Source organism: Streptomyces iakyrus, from assembly GCF_000717055.1.
Classification (GTDB): Bacteria; Actinomycetota; Actinomycetes; order Streptomycetales; family Streptomycetaceae; genus Streptomyces; species Streptomyces iakyrus.
In genome coordinates, this window is record NZ_JNXI01000003.1 from 565,753 (window position 1) to 587,360 (window position 21,608).

Below are 21,608 nucleotides of genomic sequence, written 5' to 3' on the forward strand. Positions count from 1 at the left end.
GTCTTCTCTCATCTGTGCTGGTCAGGGCATGGCGACTAGCGCCCCCTTCAGGGCGGTCTTGTGCGGTTCCTGACGTAGCTATCATAGCTAAGAAAGCGAATTAGCGCTCTTGTGTGCCGCAGCGAATCCGCTACGCTGTCGACATGCCGACCCCCCGCACCGAGCACCGGGCGAAGATCGCTGAGGCGCGCAACGTCCTCGGCGAGGTGATCTCGCGCGCCCGCTACGCAGATGAGCCGACGGTCCTCGTCAACCGCGGGAAGGAAGCGGCGGTCATCGTCAGCCACCCCTTCTACGAGCAAGCCCTGCGCGACCGGGCACTCATCGAGCTGCTTGAGCGGCGCGCTCAGAGGACTGCGGACGGCGCCCCGGCCGTGACCCACGCCCGGGTTCTCCGCGAGGAGCTGGACATGGCCGAGCGCGACATCCAGGCTGCGAAGAACATCGCCGAGTCCTGACACCGTCCCCTCCTCTCCTCCGGGCCCCGCCGTGTGCGGGGCCTTCGTCACGTCTGCTGCGGGTCTCGGGTCGGTAGGTCGACCTGCTCGCCGTTGATCAGGTGCCGCCACCAGCCGGGGCGGCCCGGGATCGCTACCGGTGGCCAGCCCTCGGTGGCGGTGACCGTGTGGGGCTGCGGTGGTTCGTCGTGCACCAGGCGCAGGTGGCCGGCCATCACGCGGCGCGGCCGGCTTGGGCGGCGCGGGTGCCGCGCCACACCCCCACCGCGGAGCGCTCACCGGTCGGCCGGCGGGAGCGGTCGAACGCCACGTGCTCGATCACGCCGTCGCGGACGAGGGAGAGGACGAGGTTTCCCCAGTCCGCGCGCGGGTTCGGCGGCTCGGGGAGGTCGTTCGCCTTGGCGATCTCGTAGCTGGTGAACAGCTGGCCGGTGCGCGCCGCGGCCACGAACGCGGGCCGCACCGTGGCGGCCCAGCTGTGGTAGTCGGCGGCGACCGCGGGTTGGGTGCCGTCGAGGGTGGGTTGTATCGCGGGCATCGGTCCTCCGGTCAGGTGGTTTCGGTGAGTGGGCCGTGGTCGGCGACGAGGACCCGCCAGCGGATGAAGTGGCTGCCGGTGCAGGTCCAGCGGGGGCCGCTGCGGGTCCAGCGGCGGCCGGTCCGGTCGGTCACCGCGCGCACATCCTCGGGGGCCTGGAAGGAGCCGGGGCCGTCGGGCCGCCAGCAGCGGCCGGTCACCGGATACGCCGTGTCTGCCGGGAGCCGGAGCGGCGGAGGCGCACCCCGGCCTCAAGGATCAGCGTCCGGGCGGTGCCGTAGGAGTAGCCGATCTGGCGGGCGACGCTGGTGATGGTGCAGCCCTCCATGTACAGCTGGGCGGCGCGACGGCGGGCGCGGTAGCGGGTCTCGCCGGTGATGGGGCGGCCGGTCATCGCAGGGTCCTTTCTGCCGAGGCCCGCCCCGCTGGGGGCCGGGGCGGGCGGAGTGGCGGCCGTTGGGGCGACCGCCGGGTGGGGTGGTCAGTCGTGGTCGTAGAACTCGACTTCGATGCCGTCGCGGCGGACGGTGATGTTGGCGTGGTCGCCGAACGCTTCGAGCAGGACGACCTCGAACGCGCCGCCCTCGACGGCCTTCTCCAGCGCCTTGCACCGGTGGTAGCGGGCCTCGTCCGGGCCCTCGTACGGGTCCTTCACCCACTCGCCGGTCGTCTCGTCGCGGCGGCCGGGGATCTTGCCGAGGCTGCGGTGGCCCCACATCTCCAGCTCGTCCTCCTCGGCGTCCGCATCGTCAGTGGTGCGGACCCAGGTGCCGTGGACGCTGAACTCGCAGGGGTCGCCGTCGTTGAAGTACGGGGTGTACTGCCGCCACCCGAACTCGACGATGGCCGGGTCGTCGAGGACGGCCTGAAGGATGGGCTGGAGTTCCTCGATCGGCTTCTGCTCGACGCGGGTGGCGCCGGGGGTGATGTCGCCCTGGACGGGGATGCCGAGGAAGTTGCGGCCGCTGGTCACTGGTTGCCTCCGGTGGGCTGGTTGAGGAGCAGGTGGGAGAGCGGGACGGTCTTGCGCTGGGAGCCGGACATCCACGGCTTGATGGGCATGCCGTCGATGTAGTCCGCGGGGCTGGGGAGCCAGCCGAGGTCTTCGAGGACGTGCTGTTCGGCGATGAGCCGGACCGGGACGCGGACGGTGGAGCGCTGCTTGGGGACGTCGAGGGTGACGCCGAAGATTCGCTGGCAGAGCCAGACGCCCTCGGTGTGGTGGTAGAGGGAGCGGTGGCGGACGTCGCCGATGATCCGCTTGCTGCTGTCGATGAACTCGTGGATGGGCAGGTACAACTCGGGCTCACCGCCCCACTTGCGGGCGCTGCTCTGGGCGTGGTGCCAGGAGTTCACGCGTGTTCTCCTTGGGTCGGTGCCCCGCCCGGATTCCGCCCGGGCGGGGCGCTGTTACGTGGTGGGGCGGACCGCGGCCTGCGCGGCCCGGTACGCCGCCGGGTTGGACCTGCGCTTGCCGGAGGCGACCGCCCGGGCGTCGAAGACGCGAGAGTCGTTCAGCGGCGACGGCGTGGACCAGGCGGCGGCCGGCATGCCCGGCCCCGGCGGAACCTCGGGCAGGCCCTGCAGGGCGCGGGGCGTGTGCTGCGGGCACCGGTGGCCGGGCAGGAAGTGGCGGACCTGGTCGGCGGCGTGGCAGTAGCGCCGCTCACCGCCGACCCAGTGGCCGCAGACCGCCGGGATCCGGCTCGTCACGCCGTGGCCTTCAACGGGGCCTGGCCCGCGCGCGCACGCTTCTCGGCCGACGCCCGCGCGTGTGCGTCCCGGCATGCCTGATCGATCGGCTCGCCGTACTTCACGTGCCGGTCGTACGCGGACGCCGTGCCGCACGCCGCGCGCGGCCGTCCACCCCTGCGGGGCTTGTCGGTGCCGTCCTTGACGCGGATCTTGAGGAGGGTGCGGCGTTCCCGTTCGGTCATGCCGCCCCAGGTGCCGTACGCCTCGCGGTTGTCGATGGCCCACTCGCGGCAGCTCAGCATCACCGGGCAGCGACGGCAGATGTCCTTCGCTGCCGCTTCAACGGCGGCCGTGCCGTCGAAGAACAGCTCGGACTGCCCATCGCATGCGCCCTGGTCGCGCCAGTCCGCCTTGCGCTTCGTCTCGGGGACCGCGCCGGTGTAGTTGCTCACGATGCTGCTCCGAAGATCGCGTCGTACAGGGAGTTGGTGCGCTGGCGCATTGGCCGGTCCTCCATGTGCGCGCCGGCCACGCACAACGGCATGTCGCAGCTGGGGCGGACCTGGCCCTCGGGGTCGCGGCCGTGCTGTACGCGGAACGCGATGCGGTAGGCGGAGTAGGTCGTGCCGTTGAACCAGACACGTGGCGTGCTGTGAGAGGTGCCGCCGAGCCAGCGGACGTGGCCGCCGTCGACCGGCTCGGCGTGGATCCGGAGGGCCTCTTCCAGCGAGGTGGGCCGCTGGCGGTGCGGGCGCGGGATGGATGGGTCTCGCTTCGCCTGCTTGTCGAGGAGCTTGCACAGTCCGCAGTAGGCGGTGCCGTCCGGTTCCAGGCGGGCGTGCTCGGTCATGTCGTGGCCGCTGACGCACACGGTGGGGAGGGCGCCCATGCCGCGTTCGGCGCGCCGCGCGAGGCGTGCCTGCTGCCGTCCGGCCTCGTCGTTGACGTGGTCGGGGGCAACGCAGTGCTTGAAGTCGCACTCGGCCCTGACGTAGCCCTGCGGCTCGCGGCCGTGCTTCATGCGGAAGGCGACGGCGGCCGGGCTGTAGCCAACCTCCTTGTACCGCATGACCGGTGTGCCGGACGTCTTGGCACGCTCGCCGACCCACTCCAGGTGACCGCCCTCAACGGGGCGGGTCTTGGTGGCCCACTTCTGTTCGAGGGTGAGCGGCTGCAACACCACGTTGGAGAGGCCCAACTCGATACGGAGGCGGGCGACGCGGGTCTTGTCGCAGCGGAGCTCGCGCGAGATGCGGAGGTTGCTGTGGCCATCGCGGAGCATCGCGATGATGTCGCTGTTGGTGGCGTTCAGCGGCGTGGGCATCAGGCCACCCCCGCGGCGAGTTCGTCGAGGGTGAGCTCGGTGTACGGCTGCCGTCGGCCGGGCTGGTCCTTGCGTCCGGTGAGCCGCCAGTACTTCCGGCCGCGGGCGAGTTGCTCGGCGAGCACCGGGACGGCGCCGATCATCTGGGCGAGGTCCCAGAGGGCGTTCCACTCGGCGGGTGGGAGGGCGCCTGAGCGCTTGCACTGGACGAGGAGGATCTGGCCGGGCTTGATGGCGACGAGGTCGACCTTCGACTTCGACCCGGCGGTGCGGAGCACCTCGTAGCCCTCCTCGCGGAGGTGGGCACGGACGCGGTGTTCGAGGTCCCGGCCGCGGGCGTAGTTGGAGCGCGGCTTCGTAGGCGTGGTCACTGTTCCCCCGTGGTGGTGTGCTGGTCGCGGCGGGCCTGCCACTCGGCTTCGGTGAGGTAGACCCGGGGTTGTGCTGTGCGCTGGCGGCGGTTGCGTTCGGTGTTCGCCTTGCGGCATGCCTTGCAGCGGCAGCCGGCCCGGTAGCCGCGCATGCCGTGCTGGACGGTGAGGTGCTTGGGCAGCAGCCCGAGGACGTCGAGGAGTTGACGGCAGTCGGCCGCATCGCCGGCCATGGCGGCGACGTACAGGGACGCCCTGCGCTGCTCGTTCGGGGTGGCTTCGTCGGCTGGGCCCCAGGTGCGGCGGTTGAGGTCCTTGCCCATCAGCAGCCGCCCTCGACGAGGTGTCCGTGGGGGCAGCGGAAGGTGGTGCCATGGAGGGTGCCGGGGAGGTCCATCGAGCAGGTCGGGCACCAGGCGAAGGCCTGCACGATCACGGCGCCCGGGGCGAGCGGCCATACCGACCGGTGCCGGGCGGCGAGGTTGCGGGCCCGGGTCGGGGCGACCGCCCAACGGAGCGCGGCCACCGCCACGACCAGCGACCCGAACAGGCTCGCGGCGCCGAGGGTGATCTGCGGGATCACGCCGCACTCCCCTCAGCGGGCGCCGTCGCGGCGGCCAGCGCCTCGCGCAGCTCCCGCACTTCGCGGGTCAGCTGCACGTTGACGCCGATCAACTCACTGCGGTCGTCGTCGAGCGCGCGGCGGGCCTTCTCCGACAGGCTCAGCTGCTGCTTCAGCCGGACGGTCTCCGGCGACGGGGCCGGGTAGTTGATCGGCGCGTCCGGGTGCTGGTCGCGGTGGTGCTCGACCAGGCCCTGCATGCGGGCGATGGCGACGTCCTTCTCGTCGAGCTTCCGCTCCGCCGCCACACGGGCCGCGGCTTCGCGCTCGCACTGGCGGGACATCTGGTCGTAACGGGCACGGGATACGAACATCACGCCTTACCTCCGATGGAACGCAGCGGCCAAGAGCCGTCGATGGATGCGGCCTTGCCGCTCTGCTTCAGATGGGCCTCGAAGTCCTGCGCCCACCGGGCGTGCCACTGCACCTGCCAGCCGTGCAGCACCTCGGCCGGGACCTGGAGGTCCGGGAACTTCTCGGCGATCGCGCAGGCCACGTCGAGCGCGGCCCCGGCGTCGGCGTCCGCCGTGTGGGCGTCGGTCAGCGGCACGCCGTAGTGCGCGGCGAGCGCCTCCAACGTCCGCTTCCCGCGCCGGAAACGGTCGGCGGCCCGGTCCAGGACGAGCGGGTCCACCACCGGGGCGATCGCGGTGCCGAGCCGCTCGGCCACCGTGGCCACGCCGTGGCGGTGGCACTCGACGTCGAGCAGGCTGAGGTCGAACGGGGCGTTCATCACGACGAGCGCGGCCTGGCCGGCGAGTTCACCCGTGAGGGCGTGGGCGATCTGATCGACGACCTGCTTCGCCGGGCGGCCGTGCGCCCGGGCGTGCTCGGTGCTGATGCCGCGGACGTCGCTCGCGGCCTTGGGGATCTCGGCGCCGTCGAGGTCGGACAGCCAGTGGGTGGTCTGGCCGTTCGGGTGGATCAGGGCGGCGGAGACGATCCGGTGGGTGTGGATGTCGACGCCGTTGGTTTCGCAGTCGTAGGACGCGAGCGGCCCGCGGTGCCACGACGTGGCGGTGGGGGCGCTCATGCCGCACCACCGATCGCGGTCTGGACGTCGTAGTGACGGGCCAACTCGCCCCAGGCGGTCTCGAAGAGGTCGATGTCGCGGTGCGTGTAGACCGCGACGTCCCGGTGTACGCCGTTGATGGGCCGCTTGATCTTCTGTGGCGCCTGCCCGTAGCGGGCCCGGTAGAGCGATGCCACCGTCGTGCCGAGTTTCACCCGTGCCGACCGCAGGTCCTTGCCGGTGACGCCCCGCTCAGTGAGGAACTCGTCGCACGTGATGGTGATGTCCGCTGGGTCGATGTCCGGCTCCTCGCCGTTCATCCGCGCCAGCTCGGTGCGCGCCATCGCCTCGACGTACGAGGAGTTGACGAGGCCGAACTGCTTCGCAACGCCCATCGCCGAAAGACGCTCCTGCGCGAGCCGGGCCCGCTCGACGCCGTCCAGCCGCTGGCGGAGGTCGGCGACCTGCTCAACGCTTGCGGCCGGGTTGATGGCCCCGCCCCGAGTCCAGTACTCCTCGACGGCAGTGGTCGTCTCGCGCTGGTAGGCGACGAGCGTGGGCCGGGCGGACTCGGCGACCTTGTTTTCGTTGACGGTGGCGAGCCACATGAGGAAGGTGCGAATGTCGACGGCGACCATTTGGCGGGTCTTGCCGTCTTCGGCAACCGTGGGGATATCCCTACGGTTGGCCCACGACCGCTCCCGCAACTTCCGAAGTTGGGATGAGTAGTCCAGGCCGATCGCCTCGACGGCTGGTCGGAACACCACGTGCGGCTCCCCATCAACCATGACCGTCTCGACAGCTCCGGCGGACAAGCTGATACGTGCGATTTCGGTGGTCATTCGGTGCCTTCCTCGGCCAGCGACTCGTGATAGGGGGTGGCACGGTCCTGGCCGTCGCAGGCCGTGCAGGGGACGGCCAGAACTGCGGGGCGTCCCTGAGCGACGCGCTTCCGCATGACCGCCGTCAGACCGGGGACGTCGACGGTGACGGTGCGGAACGTGCTGCCGTGGCCGCTGCAGTTCCGGCAGAAGTCGAGGGCGCTCACTCGGCACCCCCGGCAGTGAGCTCGGGCAGCGCCACGGTGGCCAGACGGCCCTCGCGCCAGGCCTGCATCACCTGGTCGCGGCCGTCCTTCTTGAACCGCACCGCATGCGTCCGGGCCCGGGCCGGGGCGATGGCGACACCCGGCACGTCGTGGATCACGCCCGTCTCGGGGTCCGCCCAGTCCGTACCGCCGGCCGCGGTGAGCTCGGCGAGGAGCTTCTTCGTGAACGCCTCGCGGACGGTGGTGACGAACCGCCGCTCGATCTCGCTGGCAAAGTTCTCCCGAACCCAGGCGGTGAACTTCTCCTCGTCGACGACCTTCGCCGCGGTCTCACCGGACGCGAGGCTGACGGTGGCGATGTCCGGGCCGTCCGGCAGGGTGACGGCGACCTGGCGGGCGCCGGTCTCCTCGGCGGCCGCGTCGAGGAGCGTCTGGGTCTCGGCGCGGGCCGCCTTGTAGGCGTCGTTGACGACGTCGACGAGGGTCTTGAGGTAGGCCTCGCGGGCTGCTGCCTCTTTCAGGCTCATTCGTGTTCTCCTTGGGGGCGGGCCGCCCTGCCTGCTTCGGACGGGCAGGGCGGCCCCTCTGCGTGCGGCTGGGTCAGGCGGCGGAGCCGGTCAAGATGGCCGTCATCTGCCGCATCTGCTGGGCGCCGGCCTGGGCGATCGGGATGCCGTAGCTCTGCTCGAACTCCTCGTCGAGGTTGTCGAGTCCGGCCGCAGTGGCGGCGGCGCGCAGCTCCCGCTCGGCGACGTCGGCCTCGGCCTCGCCCTCAGCGACGACCACGGCGTCCGGCACGTCCTCGCCGGGCTTGCCCTCCCCGGTGGTGGGCTTCGGCTGGGCGAGCTGTTGGCCTCGTGCGATCAGGTAAGCGCCCAGCTCCAGCAGTTCGCGGTCGGCGGTCTTCACCGTCTCGGCGAGGAGACCCTCGCCGTGCGCCTGCCGGTACAGCTCCTTGACGGCGGCCTGGTCGGTCGTCGTACCGGCGACGTCGGCGATGGCCTGGGCGGGCTGCGAGCGGCCCTTTACGGCCGTCGTCCCGGCCTGCCCTGCGTCCGGACCCGGAGTGGCCCACGGGTCACCCTCACCCGGCTGCACCTTCCGCAGGTGCCGCTCCTCGGGCGCCGGGTTGTCGGCCTGCGCCATCTCCTCGGCGGTGTACACCCCGGCCAGGTCGTGGGGGAACGCCTTGCGGAGCGCGAGTGCCTCGGCGCACTTCGCGAGCTGACCGGCGGGCATCTTGCCCCAGAGGCCGATCGGCTTGTCGTCCTTGTTGGTCTGCACGTACTCGCGGAACAGGGCGACAGCGGGGAACCGCTGGCCGTTCCGGATCACCGTGACCTTCGCAGCGGCGGGCGGCTCGTCGAGCAGCCACACGTCCCGCCACTGGCCGTTCGCGTCACACCACAGGGTGTCCTCGTAGCCCAGGTCTCCACCTTGCTCGGCAACGACACGGTGACCGATGACGCGGTAGCCGTCGATGCTGGTCTGCGGCGTGTACACCTTCCGCCGCTGTCGGTTGTCCCAGCGGCCGATCAGGTAGATCTGCCGGGAGAACGGGTCCAGGCGGGTGCGCTGGCAGAGGTGGAGGAACGCGGACAGCTCCTCGGCGGTGACCTCGTTGTCGATGCCGGACTGCCGCAGGACGGCCCCCTGTTGCGGGGTCCAGTCGGTTTGGTCGGGGCGGATGGCGAGGGAGCCGCCGGCCTTGACGATGTCGTTCACTGGGTGTCCTTCGGGGCGGGGTAGTCGAGTGCGGGGGTGGTGGCGTCGGGGTCTGCGTCGTAGAGGAGATGCCGGTACTCGGCGGCCTCCCCGGCGGTGGCGTGGCCGGTCGGCCAGTCGGGGTGCGCGACGAGCCAGTTGGCGCGCTCGATGCGCGAGGTGAGCCGCTGGCGGGCGACGGTCTTCCGCACGTCGGCTTCGAGCTGGGTGCGGCCGACGTCCAGGTCGGAGATCGGGCGCGTCATCGGGCCACCTCTTCGGTGATGTCGCTGTGGCCGACGCGCTGGTGGATGTCCCAGTCGTCCTCGCCGTAGGCGTAGGGCTCCCATGTCCCGTCGAAGTGGCGCCAGCCGAGGGCCGTGCGCTCGCCGTCCTCGGGATGTGTGGTGACGACGTCGACGCGGAACATCCAGGCGGTGCCGTTCGCGGCGGAGTAGGTGTGGCCGGGCTGGAAGAAGTCCGGCGCGGCAGCCTCCGTGCCCTTCTCGACTCCGTAAGGCGCCTCGGCTCCTCGCTCGGCGAGACGGACATCCACAGCGCGCACGACCTTCGCCACGTTCTCCGGCGTCTCCCCGGCGGGGAACGTCGGCAGTTCGGCCCGGTGCACGTCTGCAGCAGCCTCAGCCCGGACGTGGGTGTCGTGCCGGGCGAGGAACTGGCGGGCGTCGTCCTCGTACATCGATCCGGCCTCGCGGATGCACTGCACGATGTACTCGGTCTGGTCGGCGGGCCTCATGCCGTCCGCCTCTCGGGGTTGAAGCGGGACAGGACCCGGTCCGCGGCCGTCAGCTCGGCGTGCAGGCGGTGCGTGTCCGCCATGGACACCTCGACGTGCGCCGACTCCATCCCGGCGACGTCCTCGACCTGCTCCAGCGCGGCGTCCAGCTCACCCTCGCGGCGCGGGCCCTGCATCACAGCGGCCAGCTCGTCGAGCGCGGCGATCACGTCGTCGCGGGCGTCGGGGTCACCCCAGTGGGTGACGAGCTGCACCAGCGTGTCGGTGCGGATCTGGTCGACGCGGAGCACCGAGTGCAGGTGGCCAGCGCCGAGTTCGAAGGAGAGTTGCGGCTTCGTGGACTTGATCATCGGGTGCTCCCGGTCTTGCGGTGGCGGCCCTGAGGCCGAGAAGGAGAGGGAGGGAGGTGGCCGGTCCGCGCCCAGTGCGGGACACGCGGCGCTGCGGCGGGCTTCACGCGGGGCAGCGGCTTCCGGTCCGTGACGGCCATCCACACCAGTTGGGCGATCCAGAACGCGAGGATCAGCAGGCCCAGGTAGATGACGGCGTGGATCGTGCACCAGCCGACCAGCACATGCATCACGGAGCGGCGTCCGGTTGCGGCAGGTCCCGGCCGAGCCGGTAGGTGTGGTGCAGGGGCGAGTCGTGCGGGTCCTCACGGAGGGCCGCGACCGGCGTGAACGTCCGCGTCAGTGCGTCCGGCTTCGGCAGCGGCTCACCACTCGCCGCCCGACGCACCGCCTCGACGGTGAACCAGCCACCGGAGACGATGCCGACCTGGTCCGCCGCGTCGCACAGCGCACGCAGCGTGGCCAGCCGCTCGTCCAACTCGGCGACCCGGGCCCGCAGCTCGGCGACATCGAAGACGTACGCCCGCTCCACCTTGTCGAGCCGCGCCTGCAACGCCTGTTGCTCGGCCGCCGTCTCCGGCGACTGGAGCATGCACGCCGCCTCCAGAGCCGCAGCCCACGCCGACGCCGTGATGTGCCCCCGCTTCTGCGCCGCGAGGATCACCTCACCCGCAGCCTTCACCCGCTTCGTGTTCACGCCGCCACCGCCTCAGCGCCAACCGGCACCGCCACGACAACCTCGACCGGCACGTCCCGCCACACCGTGTCCAGCACGTGACGGCGCATCGTCCGCCCCAAGTGCTCGTAGGAGTTCGCCGCGTGCACGTCCCCGCCGAGCACGTCCTGATACGCGTGGAGCCCCTCCAGCGAGTCGGCGTGCACGAAGCCGCGCAGCTCCGCCATGACCGAGCCGATCGACCAGCTCGCCTCCGGCAGGTGCGGGTGCTCCGCGAGGAGCTGCACCAGCGCGGTCGCCGCGCTGATCTGGGTACAGTTACTGGCCATCGGTGGCCTCTCCTTCTTCGGTTCGTAGAGGTGCGCCGGTAGTCGTGGGGTCGCCGGCCGGGCAAGCTGGGCGGCCCTTCGGCGCGAGTGGGGGTCAGTTGGTGGCGAGCGCCGGCTTGGCGGCGGCCTTCTTGCGGCGCGGCCGGTAGCCCGAGGTGGTGCTGCGGCGGCCGGCCCGCTTGTCCTTGCGGTTCGCCAACTTCTCGGCAATTTCGGCGAGGTCGGAGTCGCTGAAGATCAGGCGGTTGCCCATGCGGTGGCAGGGCCAGCCGAGCTTGTTGACGCCGTCGCGCAGGACCTTCTCCCCCGTGGTCGTGGGGTCGTCCTTGTCGCGGAAGCGGAGGCGGACGGCGGCTTCGGGGACGGTCCAGAAGTTCTCCAGGACCGGCTCAGCCGGGGTCTTCCGGGTGCGGGCGGGGGTCGCCTTCGTGGCGGGCATGGGTGTCCTTTCCGTGCTGCTCCTCGGGTGGGGCGAGGAGGCGGCGGTCGTCTTGCTGGATTTGCAGGACGGTGCGCAGGCGCTTGTAGGTGGGGGGCCGCACGTTTCGTCGAGCGCCGGTTTCAAGCTGGCTGAGGTACGGACCGCTTATGCCGGCGGCTTCGGCGCACTCGTCTCGGCTGAATCCGAGCTCTTTGCGGCGGGTGCGGATCTCCGCCCCGTCCACCGGGATGGTGGGTTGGGGTCTCTCCATGCACTGAAGGTAGCAGTCGAATCTAGATGGAACTAGATGTACGCGTGGGTAACTTACAGACGCATATAGCTGGCCATAGCTTCGCGAGGGGAAACCGGCCAGTCACCCTGCGCATCGGGCCATGCACACAGATGCGTATAGCGGTAGCTGGAGGTAGCTGCCATCATGTCGACATGGCGTCACCCAGCGATCAGACCGCCCGACACCTCCAGCGACTCGCTGCCCTGGTGTCGCAACGTCGCGCCCAGCTCAGGCTGAAGAAGCAAGAGGCCGCCGCGGTCTGCGACATCGCCTACATGACGTACTGGAAGATCGAAGACGGCCAGAGCGTCAGAGCCTCCACGTACTCCAAGCTCGAAGTCGGCTTCGGCCTGCGCGCCGGCTCGTGCAAGGCGGTCCTCGACGGCGCCGCTGACAGCGTTGTCCTTGAGGACGGCACCGAGTTGATCGAGGGCGGGCAGATCGCGCGCGTCGACACGGAGTCGCTGAGCGACGGCATCCCGGACGCGGTCACCAAGTCGGCGATGCTCGTGGCGCCGGAGTTGACCGGGCGTCAAATCCAGGACTTGAGTGAACAGGTGATGGAGGAATTGCGAAGGCGCGGAATTTTGCCCTCCGCGCCGTGAACTGCGGGCCTTCGCCGTACAACCTTTTCGCCGTTACCGAATCGTGACCGTATGGGGCTGATGAATCCTCAATCAACCCTTTGCGAGCGCCTGTTCGCCGTGTGACGCTTGCGGTCCACCTGGGGGGTTCCCAAAGCGACACTTAGGGGGACCTATGGCGACTGTGATCACCTTCGACAGACCCGGCTTCACCGCCAGGCTTCTGGAGACGGACGGACAGATCGTCTGCGTCCTGGCGACAGCGGCAGCCACCGACACCGTGATTCAGGCACGCGTGCGGAGGATGATGCGCGGTCAGGGCATCGACTGCCGAAATTGCGGCGGCTGCCCCGTGGGGCAGGCAAAGTAGAGCAGTCAGTACGCGGAGGCCGGCGGCAGGGGTGCTACGCCGGCACATCCGCGTTTCACCTCGCGATCGTCCTGGGGGGATGACGCATGCCGTACGCGGAACAGCGCGGTTCGAAGTGGAGAGTCCGGTGGAACACCGGCAAGAAGCACCCCACGAACGGGAAGTGGCTGTACGACAGCCAAGGCGGGTTCGACGACCGTGACGCGGCCATCGAGTACGGCCTGGACCGCGAGTCCGACATCCGCAACGACCGCTACACCAGCCGCCGCGACGGCGCGATCCTGATCAGCGAGTACTGCCGGACCTGGCAACAGACCCTCGACGTCGGGCATCTGAGACGCAGGAGCATCGAGAGCTACATCCGGCTGTACATCGAACCCCGCTGGGGCAAGATGGCGGTCGCCGACATCAAGCCGTCCGCCTACCGAGCCTGGGAGCTGTGGCTGAAGGACCAGCCCAACATCGGCGACCGGTACCGACGGGAGATTCTCCTCGCGTTTTCGATGATGATGGACGACGCCGTCAACGACGGTATGCGGCAGGCGAGCCCGGTCCCGAAGCAGCGCAAGCGCGGCCGGTACACCAAGGAGAAGCGCGAGCGGAAGCGGCCCATGCTCATGGCCGACGTCCATCAACTCGCCACCAACGCCCTGACGTTCTGGGGCTTCCCTGGCTATGTGTACGTCCTCACCATGGCGTTCACCGGGATGCGGCCCGCCGAGGCCTACGCACTGCGCCGCGAGTACTGCTATCCCAACTGGCCCGCCGCGGACCCGCGCATCGACCCGACCGAGGAGATGCGCTACGAGGAGGACCTGGAGCGGTACGCCGGCGAGAAGCCGATGCCTGCGATCCGGGTCGAGTGGCAGCATCAGCGGGAGGACGGGAAGCTGAAGCTGTTCCCGCCGAAGTACGAGTCCCGGCGCACGTTGGTTGTGCCGCCGTTCCTGGCGGAGCTGCTGGAGATGCTGCTCGGATCGCACGAGTTCGAGTACGTGTTTCCTTCAATCAACGGTGGCGAACTGGCGAACGCGAACTTCACCTTTCACTACTGGCGTCAGATCGCCGACGGCCGTGAGGCGTCGGTGCCGCGGCAGAAGGGCGCCGGCCGGGGCGGTACGTGGCGGCCTCTGCCGGCGATTCCTGCGGTGCCGGGGTGGGAGGGGAAGCGGCAGTACTTGACGAGGCATGGTCACAAGGAATGGTGCGACGAGGACGGCCATAGCCGGATCGCGGTCGAGTCGCGCATGGGCCACGAGCTGGCCGGCGTGGAGGGGCTCTACGCGAACGTCACGCCGACGATGGAGCGGGCGATCGCGGATTCACTCCAGGCTCGGTGGCTGGGCTTCATGGCGGGTCTCCCAGCCGGTTGGGAGCCTCAATCTCCCACCCCTCTCCCAGTGGATCTTGCGGAATGGATGAAATTGCAGGTCAAAGCGGGTAAGGCTTTGCAGAAATGACGTTGTTCATGAAATTCATTTCGACCAAGAGCTTCATGCCCTTCGTCTACTACCGCATCGCCCTGGGCATCGTCATCATCGTGCTGGTCAGCATGGGCGCCCTCTGGTTCCGTGCGGCCCGCTGCCGAGGTCAACGACGAGATCCGTGCGCTGTGGCAGCGCACGGGCGGCTCCCTGTCGGCCGAGGATCGCGCGGAGTACGAGCTCCTCGTCGTCGAGTGGGCGGCCGCGATCCGCGGCGGCGTCGTCACGGCGGCCTGATCCACACGACAGGCCCTGGCCTAGGCGCGCAGCCGCGCCAGCACCTCGTCGTCGAGGCAGAGGGGCCGCTCCTCGGGCAACAGCCCGGCGGCCGCGTCCTGTTGTCCCGTCCGCACCAGCCCGCGGATCTCTCTGGCCAGCGGCGTGACGTCCTCGATCCCCACGATCCACTCGTCCGCGTACCGCGCGGCGGCCTCCCCCGCGAGCCCCAGCTGAAGCGACCGGTGCGGCAGCGGGTTGAGGTGCAGGTCCCGTTCCGGATCCCACTGCACCCGCGCGGGCGCCTGCCTCAACTGCCGCTTCCAGGAGGCCTGGTCGCCGTGCAGGGCGGGGACGTGATGGGACAGGCACGCGTTGCGCAGCGCCCACAGGAAGCCCTCACGGTCGATCTCGATCGCCAGGACCGTCTCCTGGCCCTCCTTGGTGCCCCAGCCGCAGCGGTACATCATCCACAGGAACGACGGCTTGATCCAGGTCATGCGCTCCCGCTTCCAGGACGACGGGAAGCGGCCCATGCGGGCCGCGGGGCCGCCGATCTCGGGGCGGTAGGCCTGGTAGACGGTGATCGTGGACTCGGTGTGGCGGGCGCGCACCCGGAATCTCGGTTCGTGCAGATCGTTCACGGAGGACAGGCTGGCCTCCCAGGTCCCCCGGCGGCCACCGAATATCGCGCACGCACGGCTCTTGGCCCCTGCTCCGCCATGCCCAACACTGAGCCGATGACGCAGCGCGTGGAGCTCGCTACCGTGAGGGACCGGCTGGCCGTCGACGGGCTGATCACCGACTATGCGGTGGCGGTCGACGACGGTGACTGGGAGGCGTACCGGGGGCTGTTCGCCCCTCGGGGGCGGGCGGACTACCGCTCGGCCGGCGGCATCGAGGGAGAGGCCCGGGCGGTCGCCGCGTGGCTCGCGGAGAGCCTGCGGCTGTTCCCGATGCGGCAGCATCTGATCGTCAACCGGCGGGTGCGCTTCGGGGTCTGGGAGCAGGACACCGGTGACACGGCCGAGGTGCAGGCCGACTACGTCAATCCCATGGCCACCGCGGGGCCCGCTTTGGACTTCGTGTGCGGTGGCCGGTACGCCTTCGCGGCGCTGCGCACGGACGACGGCTGGCGGCTGAGCGGAGTCGTCGTGCGGGAGAAGTGGCGGCGCCTTCCCGAGCCGCGGACCGCGCCTGTGGTCAACTGACCCGGCGTCCTGTGTCCTAGATCGTCCGCAAGGCGCACACTGGAGGCACCCGCGGGTAGGAGGCGCCTATGAAGACGCTCGGCCACTGGCTCGCCTCCCCCTGGCGCCGCTCGGCCGCCGCGGCGGTCGCGGGCGCCCTCCCCGTCCTGGCCTTCCCCGCGCCGTCCCTGTGGTGGTGCGCCTACGCCGCCCTGGTCCCCTGGCTCCTGCTGCTGCGCACCGCGCCGACCGGCAAGCGGGCCGCGTTCGACGGATGGTGGGGCGGCTTCGGCTTCATGCTGGCCATGCACCACTGGCTGCTGCCGAGCCTGCACGTGTTCACGTTCCTCATCGCCGCCCTGCTGGGCGCGCTGTGGGCACCGTGGGGCTGGCTGGTACGCCGTCTCCTCGGAGGTCTTCCCTCCCTCGGGCGGGTCACGGTCGCGCTGCTGGTCCTGCCGTCGGGCTGGCTGGCCGTCGAGCTGGTCCGCTCCTGGCAGGGGCTCGGCGGCCCCTGGGGCATGCTCGGCAGCAGTCAGTGGCAGGCCGAGCCCGCGCTGCGTCTCGCCGCAGTGGGCGGGGTGTGGCTGCTCAGCTACCTGCTCGTGGCCGTCAACGTCGCGGTCACCGTGCTCGTCGCGGTCCCCCGGGCCCGGGTACCCGCCGTGGCCGGTCTCGTCGCCACGGCCGCCGCCACCTCCGCCGCCTGGGCGTTCTCGCCCCGCCCCGCCGTCGACGGCCAGGTCAGGATCGCCGTCGTGCAGCCGGGCGTCATCGCCGGCCCGGACGGGCGGTTCGCCCGCGAGGAGCAGCTCACCCGCCGGCTCGCCGGCCAGGACGTCGACCTGGTCGTCTGGGGCGAGAGCAGCGTCGGGTTCGACCTCGACGACCGGCCCGACCTCGCCCGGCGGCTCGCGGGCCTCTCCCGCGCGACGGGCGCCGGCATCCTGGTCAACGTGGACGCCCGGCGCTCCGACAAGCCCGGCATCTACAAGAGTTCGGTCCTGATCGGGCCCGACGGCCTGACCGGCGAGCGCTACGACAAGATGCGGCTCGTGCCGTTCGGCGAGTACATCCCGGCCCGGTCCCTGCTCGGCTGGGCCACCTCCGTCGGCAAGGCCGCGGGCGAGGACCGCAGGCGCGGCTCGCAGCCGGTCGTGATGAACGTCGGGGACGATCTGCGCGTCGGCCCGCTGGTGTGCTTCGAGACCGCCTTCCCCGACATGACCCGCCATCTCACCCGGGAGGGTGTCGACGTGCTGATCGGCCAGTCGTCGACATCGACGTTCCAGCACAGCTGGGCGCCCGGGCAGCACGCGTCGCTCGCCGCGCTGCGGGCCGCCGAGACCGGCCGCCCCATGGTGCACGCGACCCTGACGGGCGTCTCCGCCGTCTACGGCCCGGACGGGCAGCGCGTCGGATCATGGCTCGGCACGGACGCGTCCGCCGCGCGCGTCTATGACATCCCCCTCGCCCACGGCACCACGCCCTACGTCCGCCACGGCGACTGGACGGTCCACGCGGCGATGCTGATCCTCGCACTGTGGGCCGTCGGTGAGGGCGCACGGACCGTGCGGCTCAGGCGGTCCGCTCCTGAACCGCACGTACCACCCGCTCGCACAGTTCATGGGTCTCCAGCGCGTCCCGGGAGCTGAGCACCTTGCCCGTCCGGACGGCGTCGAGGAAGGCGAGCACCGCCTGCTCGATCCCGCGCTGCCGGGCCACCGGCACCCAGTCCCCGCGCCGCCGGACGGTCGGCTGCCCCTTGTGGTCGACGACCTCGGCGAGGTTGATCACCTGCCGCTTGGTGTCCTGCCCGGACACTTCCAGGATCTCCTCGGCGGAACCGCTGAGCCGGTTCATCACGCCGAGCGCGGTGAAGCCGTCCCCGGCGAGCTGGAGCACCAGGTGGTGCAGCAGCCCGTCCTGGACGCGGGCGCGCACGGTCACGTCGTCGATCTCGCCGGGCACCAGGAACCGGAGGGTGTCGACGACGTGGATGAAGTCGTCGAGGATCATCGCGCGGGGTTCCTCCGGCAGTCCGATGCGGTTCTTCTGCATCAAAATCAGCTCGCGCGGATGGTCCGAGCACTGCGTGTAGCCGGGGGCGTGGCGCCGGTTGAAGCCGACGGCGAGACTCACGCCCCGCTCCTCGGCGAGCGCTACCAGCCGCGCGGAGTCGTCGATCTCGTAGGCGAGCGGCTTGTCCACGTACGTCGGTACGCCCGCCTCCAGCAGCCGCGTCACGATCTCCGGGTGCACGAGCGTGGGCGCGTGCACGAACGCCGCGTCGAGGTCCGCCGCGATCAGGGAGTCGAGGGTGGTGTGCCGCCGCTCCGGCGGGACGTGCAGGCCCTCGGCGACCCGGTCCAGGGTGGCGGGCGTACGGGTCTGCAGGTGCAGTTCCACCCCGGGCCGGCAGGCGAGGACCGGGAGGTAGGCCTTCTGCGCGATGTCGCCGAGTCCGATGCAGCCGACCTTCACGGGGTGATCTCCTCTAACGGTTGCCTGCCGGGGTCTGCTCGGAGCATACGGCGTCCGCCGGCGGGGGCCGCCAGTCGGCGATGCCGTCGAACCCGCGCAGGACGAGGGCGGGCCCGGCCTTCGAGAGGGTGGCCAGGGCGGTGTCGCGCACGGCGATCGCTGCGCGGTTCGTCATGAGGTTGAGGCGGGCGACCCGCACGGCCCGGCGTGCGACGGCGGTCGTGCGGGGCAGCCGGGCGGCGGTGTAGGCGGGCAGGTCGTCGCGGTGGTGCGCGAGGACGATCGCGTCCTCGATGGCCTGGTTGCCGCCCTGGCCGAGGGTCGGGGGCATGGCGTGTGCGGCGTCGCCGAGCAGGGCGACCCGGCCGTGGTGGTAGGCGGGCAGGGGTTCGGCGATGTGGTGGACGTCGTGGCGCAGGACGTCCACGGGCCGGGCGGCGGCGAGCACGGCGGGGATCGGGTCGTGCCAGTCACCGAAGCGGCTCAGCAGCTCGGCCCTCTCGTCGGGCGCGTGGCCGCCGGCGGGCGTGACGGCGGCGGCGTAGGCGTAGACGCGGCCGTCCTTGAGCGGGTGTGTGCCCCAGATGCGGCCCCTGCCCCAGGTCTCGTGCGAGGCGAATTCGGCGCCGGGCACGGGGATCACGAGCCGCCACGCGGTGAAGCCGGAGTACACGGCCCCGGGGTGGGCGGGGAAGAGCGCGTGGCGTACGGCGGAGCGGATGCCGTCCGCCCCCACGACCAGGTCGGCCTCCAACTCCTTGCCGCCCGCGTCGACCCGGGCGGGCCGGCCGGGGCCGCCGGGGTCGGTGAGGGTCGCGGCGGTGTCCGTGCGGATGGCGCCCGGCGGGAGCCGGGATGCCAGGCCGGCGATGAGGGTGGCGCGGTGCAGCAGCACGAGCGGGCCGCCGTAGCGCTCGGCGGCGGCGTCGGCGGAGGACCGCGAGAGCCACCTGCCGGAGGGGGCCCGCAGCCCGCCGTCCCCGGACCAGGCGGCCAGGTCGCGGATCTCGTCGCCCAGTCCGATGGCGTCCAGCGCGCGCAGGGAGTTCGGCGCGAGGGAGATCGCCGCGCCGACCGGCTCCAGCGAGGGGGCCCGCTCCAGCACCGTGACCCGCAGGCCGCGCTGGTGCAGGGCGACCGCCGCCGTCAGGCCTCCTATACCGCCACCGATCACGACGGCATGCCCGGGTTGTGTCATGACCCCTCCTCGAATGTGACTACACCTGTAGTGACGCCACCGACGTTACTACAGGTGTAGTCGGACGGGTAGCGTGGCCCCATGTCCGAACGCACCGCCGGCCCTTCCCGCTCCGACCTGGTCGCCGACGCCGCCCTCGCGCTGCTCGCCGAGCGCGGCATGCGCGGCCTCACGCACCGCGCGGTCGACGAGGCGGCCGGGCTCCCCCAGGGCTCGACGTCGAACCTGGCGCGCACCCGGCAGGCCCTGCTGGAGCTGGCGGTGCGGCGCCTGGCCGACCGCGAGGCCCGGGTCCTGGGCCTGCACGAGATGCCGGACCCCGGGGCCGGGCCGGGCCCTCTGGCGGACGCACTGGCCCTGGCGACCCACCGGGCCCTGACGGGCCACCGCGCCCTCACGCTCGCCCGCTACGAACTGGCCCTGGAGGCGACGCGCCGCCCCGAGCTGCGGGCCTTCTTCGACGCCACCGGCGCCCGCTTCCGTGACCAGCTCGCCGCCCTGGTCAGCGGCTTGGGCTCGACCGACCCGGCCCGGCACACCCTGTCGCTGATCGCGTGGGGGGACGGGTTGATGTTCAGCTGCGTGGCGGGGTCGTTCGGCGCCGAGGTGCCGAGTCTGGAGGAGGTGCGGGCCGGGCTACGGGAACTGCTGGAGGGCATGCTCGGGGGCTGAAAATCTTGTGGTGCGGCGGGGGCGGCTCGGAAAGGATGCGTGCATGACGAACGAACGCCGAGAGCCCGCCACCACCGCCGACGAGCGCACGATGCTGGAGGGCTGGCTGGAGTATCACCGCCAGACCCTCGCCTGGAAGTGCGAGGGCCTGACCGACGCCCAGCTCCGCACCGCCGCGGTGGGGCCGTCCGAGCTGAGCCTGATGGGGCTGGTGCGGCACATGGCGGAGGTGGAGCGGGGCTGGTTCCGCAAGGTGCTCGCGGCCGAGGACGCCGGCCCGATCTACTACACCGAGGAGGACCCGGACGGCGAGTTCCATCTCTCCGAGTCCGACACGTACGAGGAGGCGTACGCCACCTGGCAGTCCGAGATCGAGACCGCCCGGCGCAACGCGGCCCGCTTCGGCCTCGACGACATCTCCGAAGGCAAACACCGCCGCACCGGCGAGCGCTTCAACCTGCGCTGGATCTACACCCACATGATCGAGGAGTACGCGCGGCACAACGGCCACGCCGACCTGATCCGCGAGCGCGTGGACGGCGCGACCGGCGACTGACGTCACCCCCGTCGCACCGGCGCCCTCCGTACGGGGCGCGAGATCACCCGTGCGGGGCATCCTGCGCCGGATCCGCGACCCCAGCGAGGGCCGCACGCACCAGAGTTGCGCGGGTGCATCGAACGACGACCACAGCGACGCTCCTGCTGACCGTGGCGGTCTCGGCCCTCTCCGGCTGTACGACGACGGTCCCGCATCCCTCCGCACCGGGGCCCGCTCCGGCACCGTCCCGGCCGTCGGCGCCGGAGCGGGAGGAGGAGGAGGCGGCGGAGACCCAGATCGTGCAGGCGCCGGCCCGCGAGGCCCTTCAGCTCATCGAAGAGGCGTCCCGCCGCCCGGAGCCGGCCGCGCCGACGACCCGCCCGGCCGCGCCTCCGGCGGCCGCACCGGAGCCGGGGACACCGCGGCCCGGCCACCGCGCCACCCGCCCCCGCCCCGCCCACCCGGAACACCCCGATCCCACCCGGCGCGGCCCCCAGCGGTCATACGCCGGCCTCCCCGACGTTTCGGAGTCGGTACGCCAGGACGTCGAGAGGAGCGTCCCCAAGAACAACGCGGACGTGTGCGCCCTGGGCAGGCGCTACGGGGGGTGGCGGGCGGACAGCCCGGAGGCGACGATCTGCCGCGACACGTACGGGCGTTGAAGGCACAGCACCGCGGAGCGTCGACGCGGGCGTCTCAAGGCCGCTGCCGTGGCGGCGTCCAGGACCCCGTGCCGCCCTCCCCGAGCCGGGACTCCAGTCGGGCGATGGCCGCCCACACGCCGTCGCCGTAGCTGTCGTCGGTGAGGGCGGCGGCGGCTTCCCGGGCCCATCGCAGGTGGGTGCGGGCGGCGTCGCGGCGGCCGAGGCCGAGGTAGTCGTCAGCCAGGTTCAGATGCAGGGCGGGGTAGATCGCGATCACCGCGGCCACCGCGACGGACTCCTCCCTGGCCTCCTCGGCCGCCGTCAGGGCACGCAGGTCCCAGGCCAGTTCGTCCGCCGGGTCGTCCTGGGTGTCGGCCAGGTAGTGGGCGAGGGTGCAGCGGTGGAGCGGGTCGCCGTGTTCGCCGATCTCCGCCCACAGGCCGAGGTAGCGGTGCCGGGCCTCCTCCCGGTCCCCGGCGTGGTGCAGCATGACGACCTGCCCGATCCGCGTCAGCACGGCATCGGGCGCCGCCTGCTCCTGTCGCTCCGCCACGACGCCCTCCGCGCACTCGCCGGCTGTTCCCGCCGACGCTAACCGCAGGCGGGGGCGATCCGGCTCAGGCGGCTCCGG

At 71.4% G+C, this 21,608-nt stretch carries 40 protein-coding genes; 10 read left to right on the forward strand and 30 right to left on the reverse strand.

All coding sequences use genetic code 11. The annotated features are described in order from the left end of the window. The first annotated feature begins 143 nt into the window (after positions 1-143). A complete protein-coding gene (locus OO68_RS07765) occupies positions 144-458 on the forward strand; it encodes a type II toxin-antitoxin system prevent-host-death family antitoxin (RefSeq protein ID WP_033307378.1) in 315 nt (104 codons plus the stop codon). A 47-nt stretch (positions 459-505) separates the two neighbouring features. On the opposite strand, the gene OO68_RS46210 is transcribed toward OO68_RS07765, so the two are convergent. From OO68_RS46210 to OO68_RS43815, 26 genes are all read right to left on the reverse strand, one after another. Continuing rightward, a complete protein-coding gene (locus OO68_RS46210; protein WP_157852695.1) occupies positions 506-673 on the reverse strand; it encodes a hypothetical protein in 168 nt (55 codons plus the stop codon). After that, entirely contained in the window at positions 673-996 is a 324-nt protein-coding gene (locus tag OO68_RS07770; protein WP_033307379.1) for a hypothetical protein, read from the reverse strand. The genes OO68_RS46210 and OO68_RS07770 overlap by 1 nt, the downstream gene beginning before the upstream one ends. Positions 997-1,007: 11 nt before the next feature. Beyond that, on the reverse strand, positions 1,008-1,196 hold the full coding sequence (locus OO68_RS07775; protein ID WP_033307380.1) for a hypothetical protein: 189 nt from the start codon (positions 1,194-1,196) through the stop codon (positions 1,008-1,010). After that, positions 1,193-1,390 carry a helix-turn-helix domain-containing protein gene (locus tag OO68_RS07780; RefSeq protein WP_033307381.1) on the reverse strand — a complete coding sequence of 66 codons (198 nt, stop codon included), beginning with the start codon at positions 1,388-1,390 and terminating at the stop codon, positions 1,193-1,195. Before OO68_RS07780 ends, OO68_RS07775 begins: the two co-directional genes overlap by 4 nt. 87 nt (positions 1,391-1,477) lie before the next feature. After that, on the reverse strand, positions 1,478-1,969 hold the full coding sequence (locus tag OO68_RS07785; RefSeq protein WP_033307382.1) for a hypothetical protein: 492 nt from the start codon (positions 1,967-1,969) through the stop codon (positions 1,478-1,480). Beyond that, positions 1,966-2,352, reverse strand: coding sequence for a DUF6915 family protein (locus OO68_RS07790; protein WP_033307383.1), 387 nt, complete (start codon positions 2,350-2,352; stop codon positions 1,966-1,968). Before OO68_RS07790 ends, OO68_RS07785 begins: the two co-directional genes overlap by 4 nt. A 54-nt stretch (positions 2,353-2,406) precedes the next feature. Beyond that, complete coding sequence (locus tag OO68_RS07795) at positions 2,407-2,709, reverse strand: hypothetical protein (protein WP_033307384.1); 303 nt, start codon at positions 2,707-2,709, stop codon at positions 2,407-2,409. Next, entirely contained in the window at positions 2,706-3,143 is a 438-nt protein-coding gene (locus OO68_RS43005) for a WhiB family transcriptional regulator (RefSeq protein WP_051814528.1), read from the reverse strand. Before OO68_RS43005 ends, OO68_RS07795 begins: the two co-directional genes overlap by 4 nt. Next, positions 3,140-4,015 (reverse strand): hypothetical protein, encoded by an 876-nt coding sequence (locus OO68_RS45300; RefSeq protein ID WP_051814529.1) that lies wholly within the window; start codon positions 4,013-4,015, stop codon positions 3,140-3,142. The genes OO68_RS43005 and OO68_RS45300 overlap by 4 nt, the downstream gene beginning before the upstream one ends. Beyond that, entirely contained in the window at positions 4,015-4,386 is a 372-nt protein-coding gene (locus OO68_RS07815) for a restriction endonuclease (RefSeq protein ID WP_033307385.1), read from the reverse strand. The genes OO68_RS45300 and OO68_RS07815 overlap by 1 nt, the downstream gene beginning before the upstream one ends. Continuing rightward, entirely contained in the window at positions 4,383-4,709 is a 327-nt protein-coding gene (locus tag OO68_RS47500; RefSeq protein WP_033307386.1) for a hypothetical protein, read from the reverse strand. Before OO68_RS47500 ends, OO68_RS07815 begins: the two co-directional genes overlap by 4 nt. Beyond that, positions 4,709-4,969: a hypothetical protein gene (locus tag OO68_RS07825; RefSeq protein ID WP_033307387.1), complete on the reverse strand. Its 261-nt coding sequence runs from the start codon at positions 4,967-4,969 to the stop codon at positions 4,709-4,711. Before OO68_RS07825 ends, OO68_RS47500 begins: the two co-directional genes overlap by 1 nt. Beyond that, complete coding sequence (locus OO68_RS07830) at positions 4,966-5,322, reverse strand: hypothetical protein (protein ID WP_033307388.1); 357 nt, start codon at positions 5,320-5,322, stop codon at positions 4,966-4,968. Before OO68_RS07830 ends, OO68_RS07825 begins: the two co-directional genes overlap by 4 nt. After that, the gene (locus OO68_RS07835) at positions 5,322-6,041 is read right to left on the reverse strand and encodes an exonuclease domain-containing protein (RefSeq protein WP_033307389.1); all 720 of its coding nucleotides are present in this window, start codon (positions 6,039-6,041) and stop codon (positions 5,322-5,324) included. The genes OO68_RS07830 and OO68_RS07835 overlap by 1 nt, the downstream gene beginning before the upstream one ends. Beyond that, positions 6,038-6,862: a phage antirepressor N-terminal domain-containing protein gene (locus tag OO68_RS07840; protein ID WP_078625218.1), complete on the reverse strand. Its 825-nt coding sequence runs from the start codon at positions 6,860-6,862 to the stop codon at positions 6,038-6,040. Before OO68_RS07840 ends, OO68_RS07835 begins: the two co-directional genes overlap by 4 nt. Further along, positions 6,859-7,068, reverse strand: a complete 210-nt coding sequence (locus tag OO68_RS07845; protein ID WP_033307390.1) for a hypothetical protein — start codon at positions 7,066-7,068, stop codon at positions 6,859-6,861. The genes OO68_RS07840 and OO68_RS07845 overlap by 4 nt, the downstream gene beginning before the upstream one ends. Continuing rightward, complete coding sequence (locus OO68_RS07850; protein ID WP_033307391.1) at positions 7,065-7,595, reverse strand: hypothetical protein; 531 nt, start codon at positions 7,593-7,595, stop codon at positions 7,065-7,067. Before OO68_RS07850 ends, OO68_RS07845 begins: the two co-directional genes overlap by 4 nt. 73 nt (positions 7,596-7,668) lie before the next feature. Further along, a complete protein-coding gene (gene bet / locus OO68_RS43015; protein WP_051814531.1) occupies positions 7,669-8,793 on the reverse strand; it encodes a phage recombination protein Bet in 1,125 nt (374 codons plus the stop codon). Then, positions 8,790-9,038 carry a hypothetical protein gene (locus OO68_RS46215; RefSeq protein WP_033307392.1) on the reverse strand — a complete coding sequence of 83 codons (249 nt, stop codon included), beginning with the start codon at positions 9,036-9,038 and terminating at the stop codon, positions 8,790-8,792. Before OO68_RS46215 ends, bet begins: the two co-directional genes overlap by 4 nt. Then, entirely contained in the window at positions 9,035-9,529 is a 495-nt protein-coding gene (locus tag OO68_RS46220; RefSeq protein WP_033307393.1) for a hypothetical protein, read from the reverse strand. Before OO68_RS46220 ends, OO68_RS46215 begins: the two co-directional genes overlap by 4 nt. After that, positions 9,526-9,879 carry a hypothetical protein gene (locus tag OO68_RS07870; RefSeq protein ID WP_033307394.1) on the reverse strand — a complete coding sequence of 118 codons (354 nt, stop codon included), beginning with the start codon at positions 9,877-9,879 and terminating at the stop codon, positions 9,526-9,528. The genes OO68_RS46220 and OO68_RS07870 overlap by 4 nt, the downstream gene beginning before the upstream one ends. Further along, positions 9,876-10,112, reverse strand: coding sequence for a hypothetical protein (locus OO68_RS07875; RefSeq protein ID WP_157852696.1), 237 nt, complete (start codon positions 10,110-10,112; stop codon positions 9,876-9,878). The genes OO68_RS07870 and OO68_RS07875 overlap by 4 nt, the downstream gene beginning before the upstream one ends. Next, complete coding sequence (locus tag OO68_RS07880; RefSeq protein WP_033307396.1) at positions 10,109-10,576, reverse strand: hypothetical protein; 468 nt, start codon at positions 10,574-10,576, stop codon at positions 10,109-10,111. The genes OO68_RS07875 and OO68_RS07880 overlap by 4 nt, the downstream gene beginning before the upstream one ends. Continuing rightward, positions 10,573-10,884: a hypothetical protein gene (locus OO68_RS07885; RefSeq protein ID WP_033307397.1), complete on the reverse strand. Its 312-nt coding sequence runs from the start codon at positions 10,882-10,884 to the stop codon at positions 10,573-10,575. Before OO68_RS07885 ends, OO68_RS07880 begins: the two co-directional genes overlap by 4 nt. 94 nt (positions 10,885-10,978) lie before the next feature. Further along, positions 10,979-11,323: a hypothetical protein gene (locus tag OO68_RS07890; protein ID WP_033307398.1), complete on the reverse strand. Its 345-nt coding sequence runs from the start codon at positions 11,321-11,323 to the stop codon at positions 10,979-10,981. After that, positions 11,274-11,576: a helix-turn-helix domain-containing protein gene (locus tag OO68_RS43815; RefSeq protein ID WP_078625219.1), complete on the reverse strand. Its 303-nt coding sequence runs from the start codon at positions 11,574-11,576 to the stop codon at positions 11,274-11,276. The genes OO68_RS07890 and OO68_RS43815 overlap by 50 nt, the downstream gene beginning before the upstream one ends. Positions 11,577-11,749: 173 nt before the next feature. Between OO68_RS43815 and OO68_RS07900 the strand changes: the two genes are divergently transcribed. The 4 genes from OO68_RS07900 to OO68_RS45305 all read left to right on the forward strand — a co-directional run bounded on the left by OO68_RS07900 (position 11,750) and on the right by OO68_RS45305 (position 14,272). Next, the gene (locus OO68_RS07900) at positions 11,750-12,202 is read left to right on the forward strand and encodes a hypothetical protein (protein ID WP_033307400.1); all 453 of its coding nucleotides are present in this window, start codon (positions 11,750-11,752) and stop codon (positions 12,200-12,202) included. 154 nt (positions 12,203-12,356) lie between these two features. Beyond that, positions 12,357-12,551: a hypothetical protein gene (locus tag OO68_RS07905; protein ID WP_033307401.1), complete on the forward strand. Its 195-nt coding sequence runs from the start codon at positions 12,357-12,359 to the stop codon at positions 12,549-12,551. Between the two features lie 86 nt (positions 12,552-12,637). Beyond that, positions 12,638-14,011: a site-specific integrase gene (locus OO68_RS07910; protein WP_033307402.1), complete on the forward strand. Its 1,374-nt coding sequence runs from the start codon at positions 12,638-12,640 to the stop codon at positions 14,009-14,011. 111 nt (positions 14,012-14,122) lie between these two features. Beyond that, the gene (locus OO68_RS45305) at positions 14,123-14,272 is read left to right on the forward strand and encodes a hypothetical protein (protein WP_106974283.1); all 150 of its coding nucleotides are present in this window, start codon (positions 14,123-14,125) and stop codon (positions 14,270-14,272) included. 20 nt (positions 14,273-14,292) lie between these two features. Here OO68_RS45305 and OO68_RS07915 read toward each other — a convergent pair whose 3' ends face one another. Beyond that, on the reverse strand, positions 14,293-14,895 hold the full coding sequence (locus OO68_RS07915) for a DUF4291 domain-containing protein (RefSeq protein WP_033307403.1): 603 nt from the start codon (positions 14,893-14,895) through the stop codon (positions 14,293-14,295). Between the two features lie 96 nt (positions 14,896-14,991). On the opposite strand from OO68_RS07915, the gene OO68_RS07920 reads away from it, so the two are divergent. Together OO68_RS07920 and lnt are read left to right on the forward strand one after the other, a co-directional pair. Continuing rightward, positions 14,992-15,462, forward strand: a complete 471-nt coding sequence (locus tag OO68_RS07920; protein ID WP_033307404.1) for a nuclear transport factor 2 family protein — start codon at positions 14,992-14,994, stop codon at positions 15,460-15,462. 68 nt (positions 15,463-15,530) lie between these two features. Beyond that, on the forward strand, positions 15,531-17,096 hold the full coding sequence (gene lnt / locus OO68_RS07925; RefSeq protein ID WP_033307405.1) for an apolipoprotein N-acyltransferase: 1,566 nt from the start codon (positions 15,531-15,533) through the stop codon (positions 17,094-17,096). Here lnt and OO68_RS07930 read toward each other — a convergent pair. After that, positions 17,020-17,925, reverse strand: a complete 906-nt coding sequence (locus OO68_RS07930; RefSeq protein WP_033307406.1) for a Gfo/Idh/MocA family protein — start codon at positions 17,923-17,925, stop codon at positions 17,020-17,022. The genes lnt and OO68_RS07930 overlap by 77 nt on opposite strands. A gap of 13 nt (positions 17,926-17,938) precedes the next feature. After that, positions 17,939-19,123: an FAD-dependent monooxygenase gene (locus OO68_RS07935; RefSeq protein ID WP_033307407.1), complete on the reverse strand. Its 1,185-nt coding sequence runs from the start codon at positions 19,121-19,123 to the stop codon at positions 17,939-17,941. A gap of 81 nt (positions 19,124-19,204) precedes the next feature. Between OO68_RS07935 and OO68_RS07940 the strand changes: the two genes are divergently transcribed. From OO68_RS07940 to OO68_RS07950, 3 genes are all read left to right on the forward strand, one after another. Next, positions 19,205-19,795 carry a TetR/AcrR family transcriptional regulator gene (locus OO68_RS07940; RefSeq protein WP_033307408.1) on the forward strand — a complete coding sequence of 197 codons (591 nt, stop codon included), beginning with the start codon at positions 19,205-19,207 and terminating at the stop codon, positions 19,793-19,795. A gap of 43 nt (positions 19,796-19,838) precedes the next feature. Continuing rightward, positions 19,839-20,351: a DinB family protein gene (locus tag OO68_RS07945; RefSeq protein WP_033307409.1), complete on the forward strand. Its 513-nt coding sequence runs from the start codon at positions 19,839-19,841 to the stop codon at positions 20,349-20,351. Positions 20,352-20,464: 113 nt separating this feature from the next. After that, on the forward strand, positions 20,465-20,995 hold the full coding sequence (locus OO68_RS07950) for a hypothetical protein (RefSeq protein WP_033307410.1): 531 nt from the start codon (positions 20,465-20,467) through the stop codon (positions 20,993-20,995). Between the two features lie 34 nt (positions 20,996-21,029). On the opposite strand, the gene OO68_RS07955 is transcribed toward OO68_RS07950, so the two are convergent. Beyond that, positions 21,030-21,530: a hypothetical protein gene (locus OO68_RS07955; protein WP_033307411.1), complete on the reverse strand. Its 501-nt coding sequence runs from the start codon at positions 21,528-21,530 to the stop codon at positions 21,030-21,032. Between the last annotated feature and the right edge of the window lie 78 nt (positions 21,531-21,608).

Bases quoted from the DNA above. Each gene is read 5' to 3' on its own strand.
- OO68_RS07765 (WP_033307378.1), top strand. From the start codon at position 144: ATGCCGACCCCCCGCACCGAGCACCGGGCGAAGATCGCTGAGGCGCGC.
- OO68_RS46210 (WP_157852695.1), bottom strand. From the start codon at position 673: ATGGCCGGCCACCTGCGCCTGGTGCACGACGAACCACCGCAGCCCCAC.
- OO68_RS07770 (WP_033307379.1), bottom strand. From the start codon at position 996: ATGCCCGCGATACAACCCACCCTCGACGGCACCCAACCCGCGGTCGCC.
- OO68_RS07780 (WP_033307381.1), bottom strand. From the start codon at position 1,390: ATGACCGGCCGCCCCATCACCGGCGAGACCCGCTACCGCGCCCGCCGT.
- OO68_RS45300 (WP_051814529.1), bottom strand. From the start codon at position 4,015: ATGCCCACGCCGCTGAACGCCACCAACAGCGACATCATCGCGATGCTC.
- OO68_RS47500 (WP_033307386.1), bottom strand. From the start codon at position 4,709: ATGGGCAAGGACCTCAACCGCCGCACCTGGGGCCCAGCCGACGAAGCC.
- OO68_RS07830 (WP_033307388.1), bottom strand. From the start codon at position 5,322: ATGTTCGTATCCCGTGCCCGTTACGACCAGATGTCCCGCCAGTGCGAG.
- OO68_RS07835 (WP_033307389.1), bottom strand. From the start codon at position 6,041: ATGAGCGCCCCCACCGCCACGTCGTGGCACCGCGGGCCGCTCGCGTCC.
- OO68_RS07840 (WP_078625218.1), bottom strand. From the start codon at position 6,862: ATGACCACCGAAATCGCACGTATCAGCTTGTCCGCCGGAGCTGTCGAG.
- OO68_RS07850 (WP_033307391.1), bottom strand. From the start codon at position 7,595: ATGAGCCTGAAAGAGGCAGCAGCCCGCGAGGCCTACCTCAAGACCCTC.
- OO68_RS46215 (WP_033307392.1), bottom strand. From the start codon at position 9,038: ATGACGCGCCCGATCTCCGACCTGGACGTCGGCCGCACCCAGCTCGAA.
- OO68_RS46220 (WP_033307393.1), bottom strand. From the start codon at position 9,529: ATGAGGCCCGCCGACCAGACCGAGTACATCGTGCAGTGCATCCGCGAG.
- OO68_RS07870 (WP_033307394.1), bottom strand. From the start codon at position 9,879: ATGATCAAGTCCACGAAGCCGCAACTCTCCTTCGAACTCGGCGCTGGC.
- OO68_RS07885 (WP_033307397.1), bottom strand. From the start codon at position 10,884: ATGGCCAGTAACTGTACCCAGATCAGCGCGGCGACCGCGCTGGTGCAG.
- OO68_RS07890 (WP_033307398.1), bottom strand. From the start codon at position 11,323: ATGCCCGCCACGAAGGCGACCCCCGCCCGCACCCGGAAGACCCCGGCT.
- OO68_RS43815 (WP_078625219.1), bottom strand. From the start codon at position 11,576: ATGGAGAGACCCCAACCCACCATCCCGGTGGACGGGGCGGAGATCCGC.
- OO68_RS07900 (WP_033307400.1), top strand. From the start codon at position 11,750: ATGGCGTCACCCAGCGATCAGACCGCCCGACACCTCCAGCGACTCGCT.
- OO68_RS07905 (WP_033307401.1), top strand. From the start codon at position 12,357: ATGGCGACTGTGATCACCTTCGACAGACCCGGCTTCACCGCCAGGCTT.
- OO68_RS07910 (WP_033307402.1), top strand. From the start codon at position 12,638: ATGCCGTACGCGGAACAGCGCGGTTCGAAGTGGAGAGTCCGGTGGAAC.
- OO68_RS07920 (WP_033307404.1), top strand. From the start codon at position 14,992: ATGACGCAGCGCGTGGAGCTCGCTACCGTGAGGGACCGGCTGGCCGTC.
- lnt (WP_033307405.1), top strand. From the start codon at position 15,531: ATGAAGACGCTCGGCCACTGGCTCGCCTCCCCCTGGCGCCGCTCGGCC.
- OO68_RS07935 (WP_033307407.1), bottom strand. From the start codon at position 19,123: ATGACACAACCCGGGCATGCCGTCGTGATCGGTGGCGGTATAGGAGGC.
- OO68_RS07940 (WP_033307408.1), top strand. From the start codon at position 19,205: ATGTCCGAACGCACCGCCGGCCCTTCCCGCTCCGACCTGGTCGCCGAC.
- OO68_RS07945 (WP_033307409.1), top strand. From the start codon at position 19,839: ATGACGAACGAACGCCGAGAGCCCGCCACCACCGCCGACGAGCGCACG.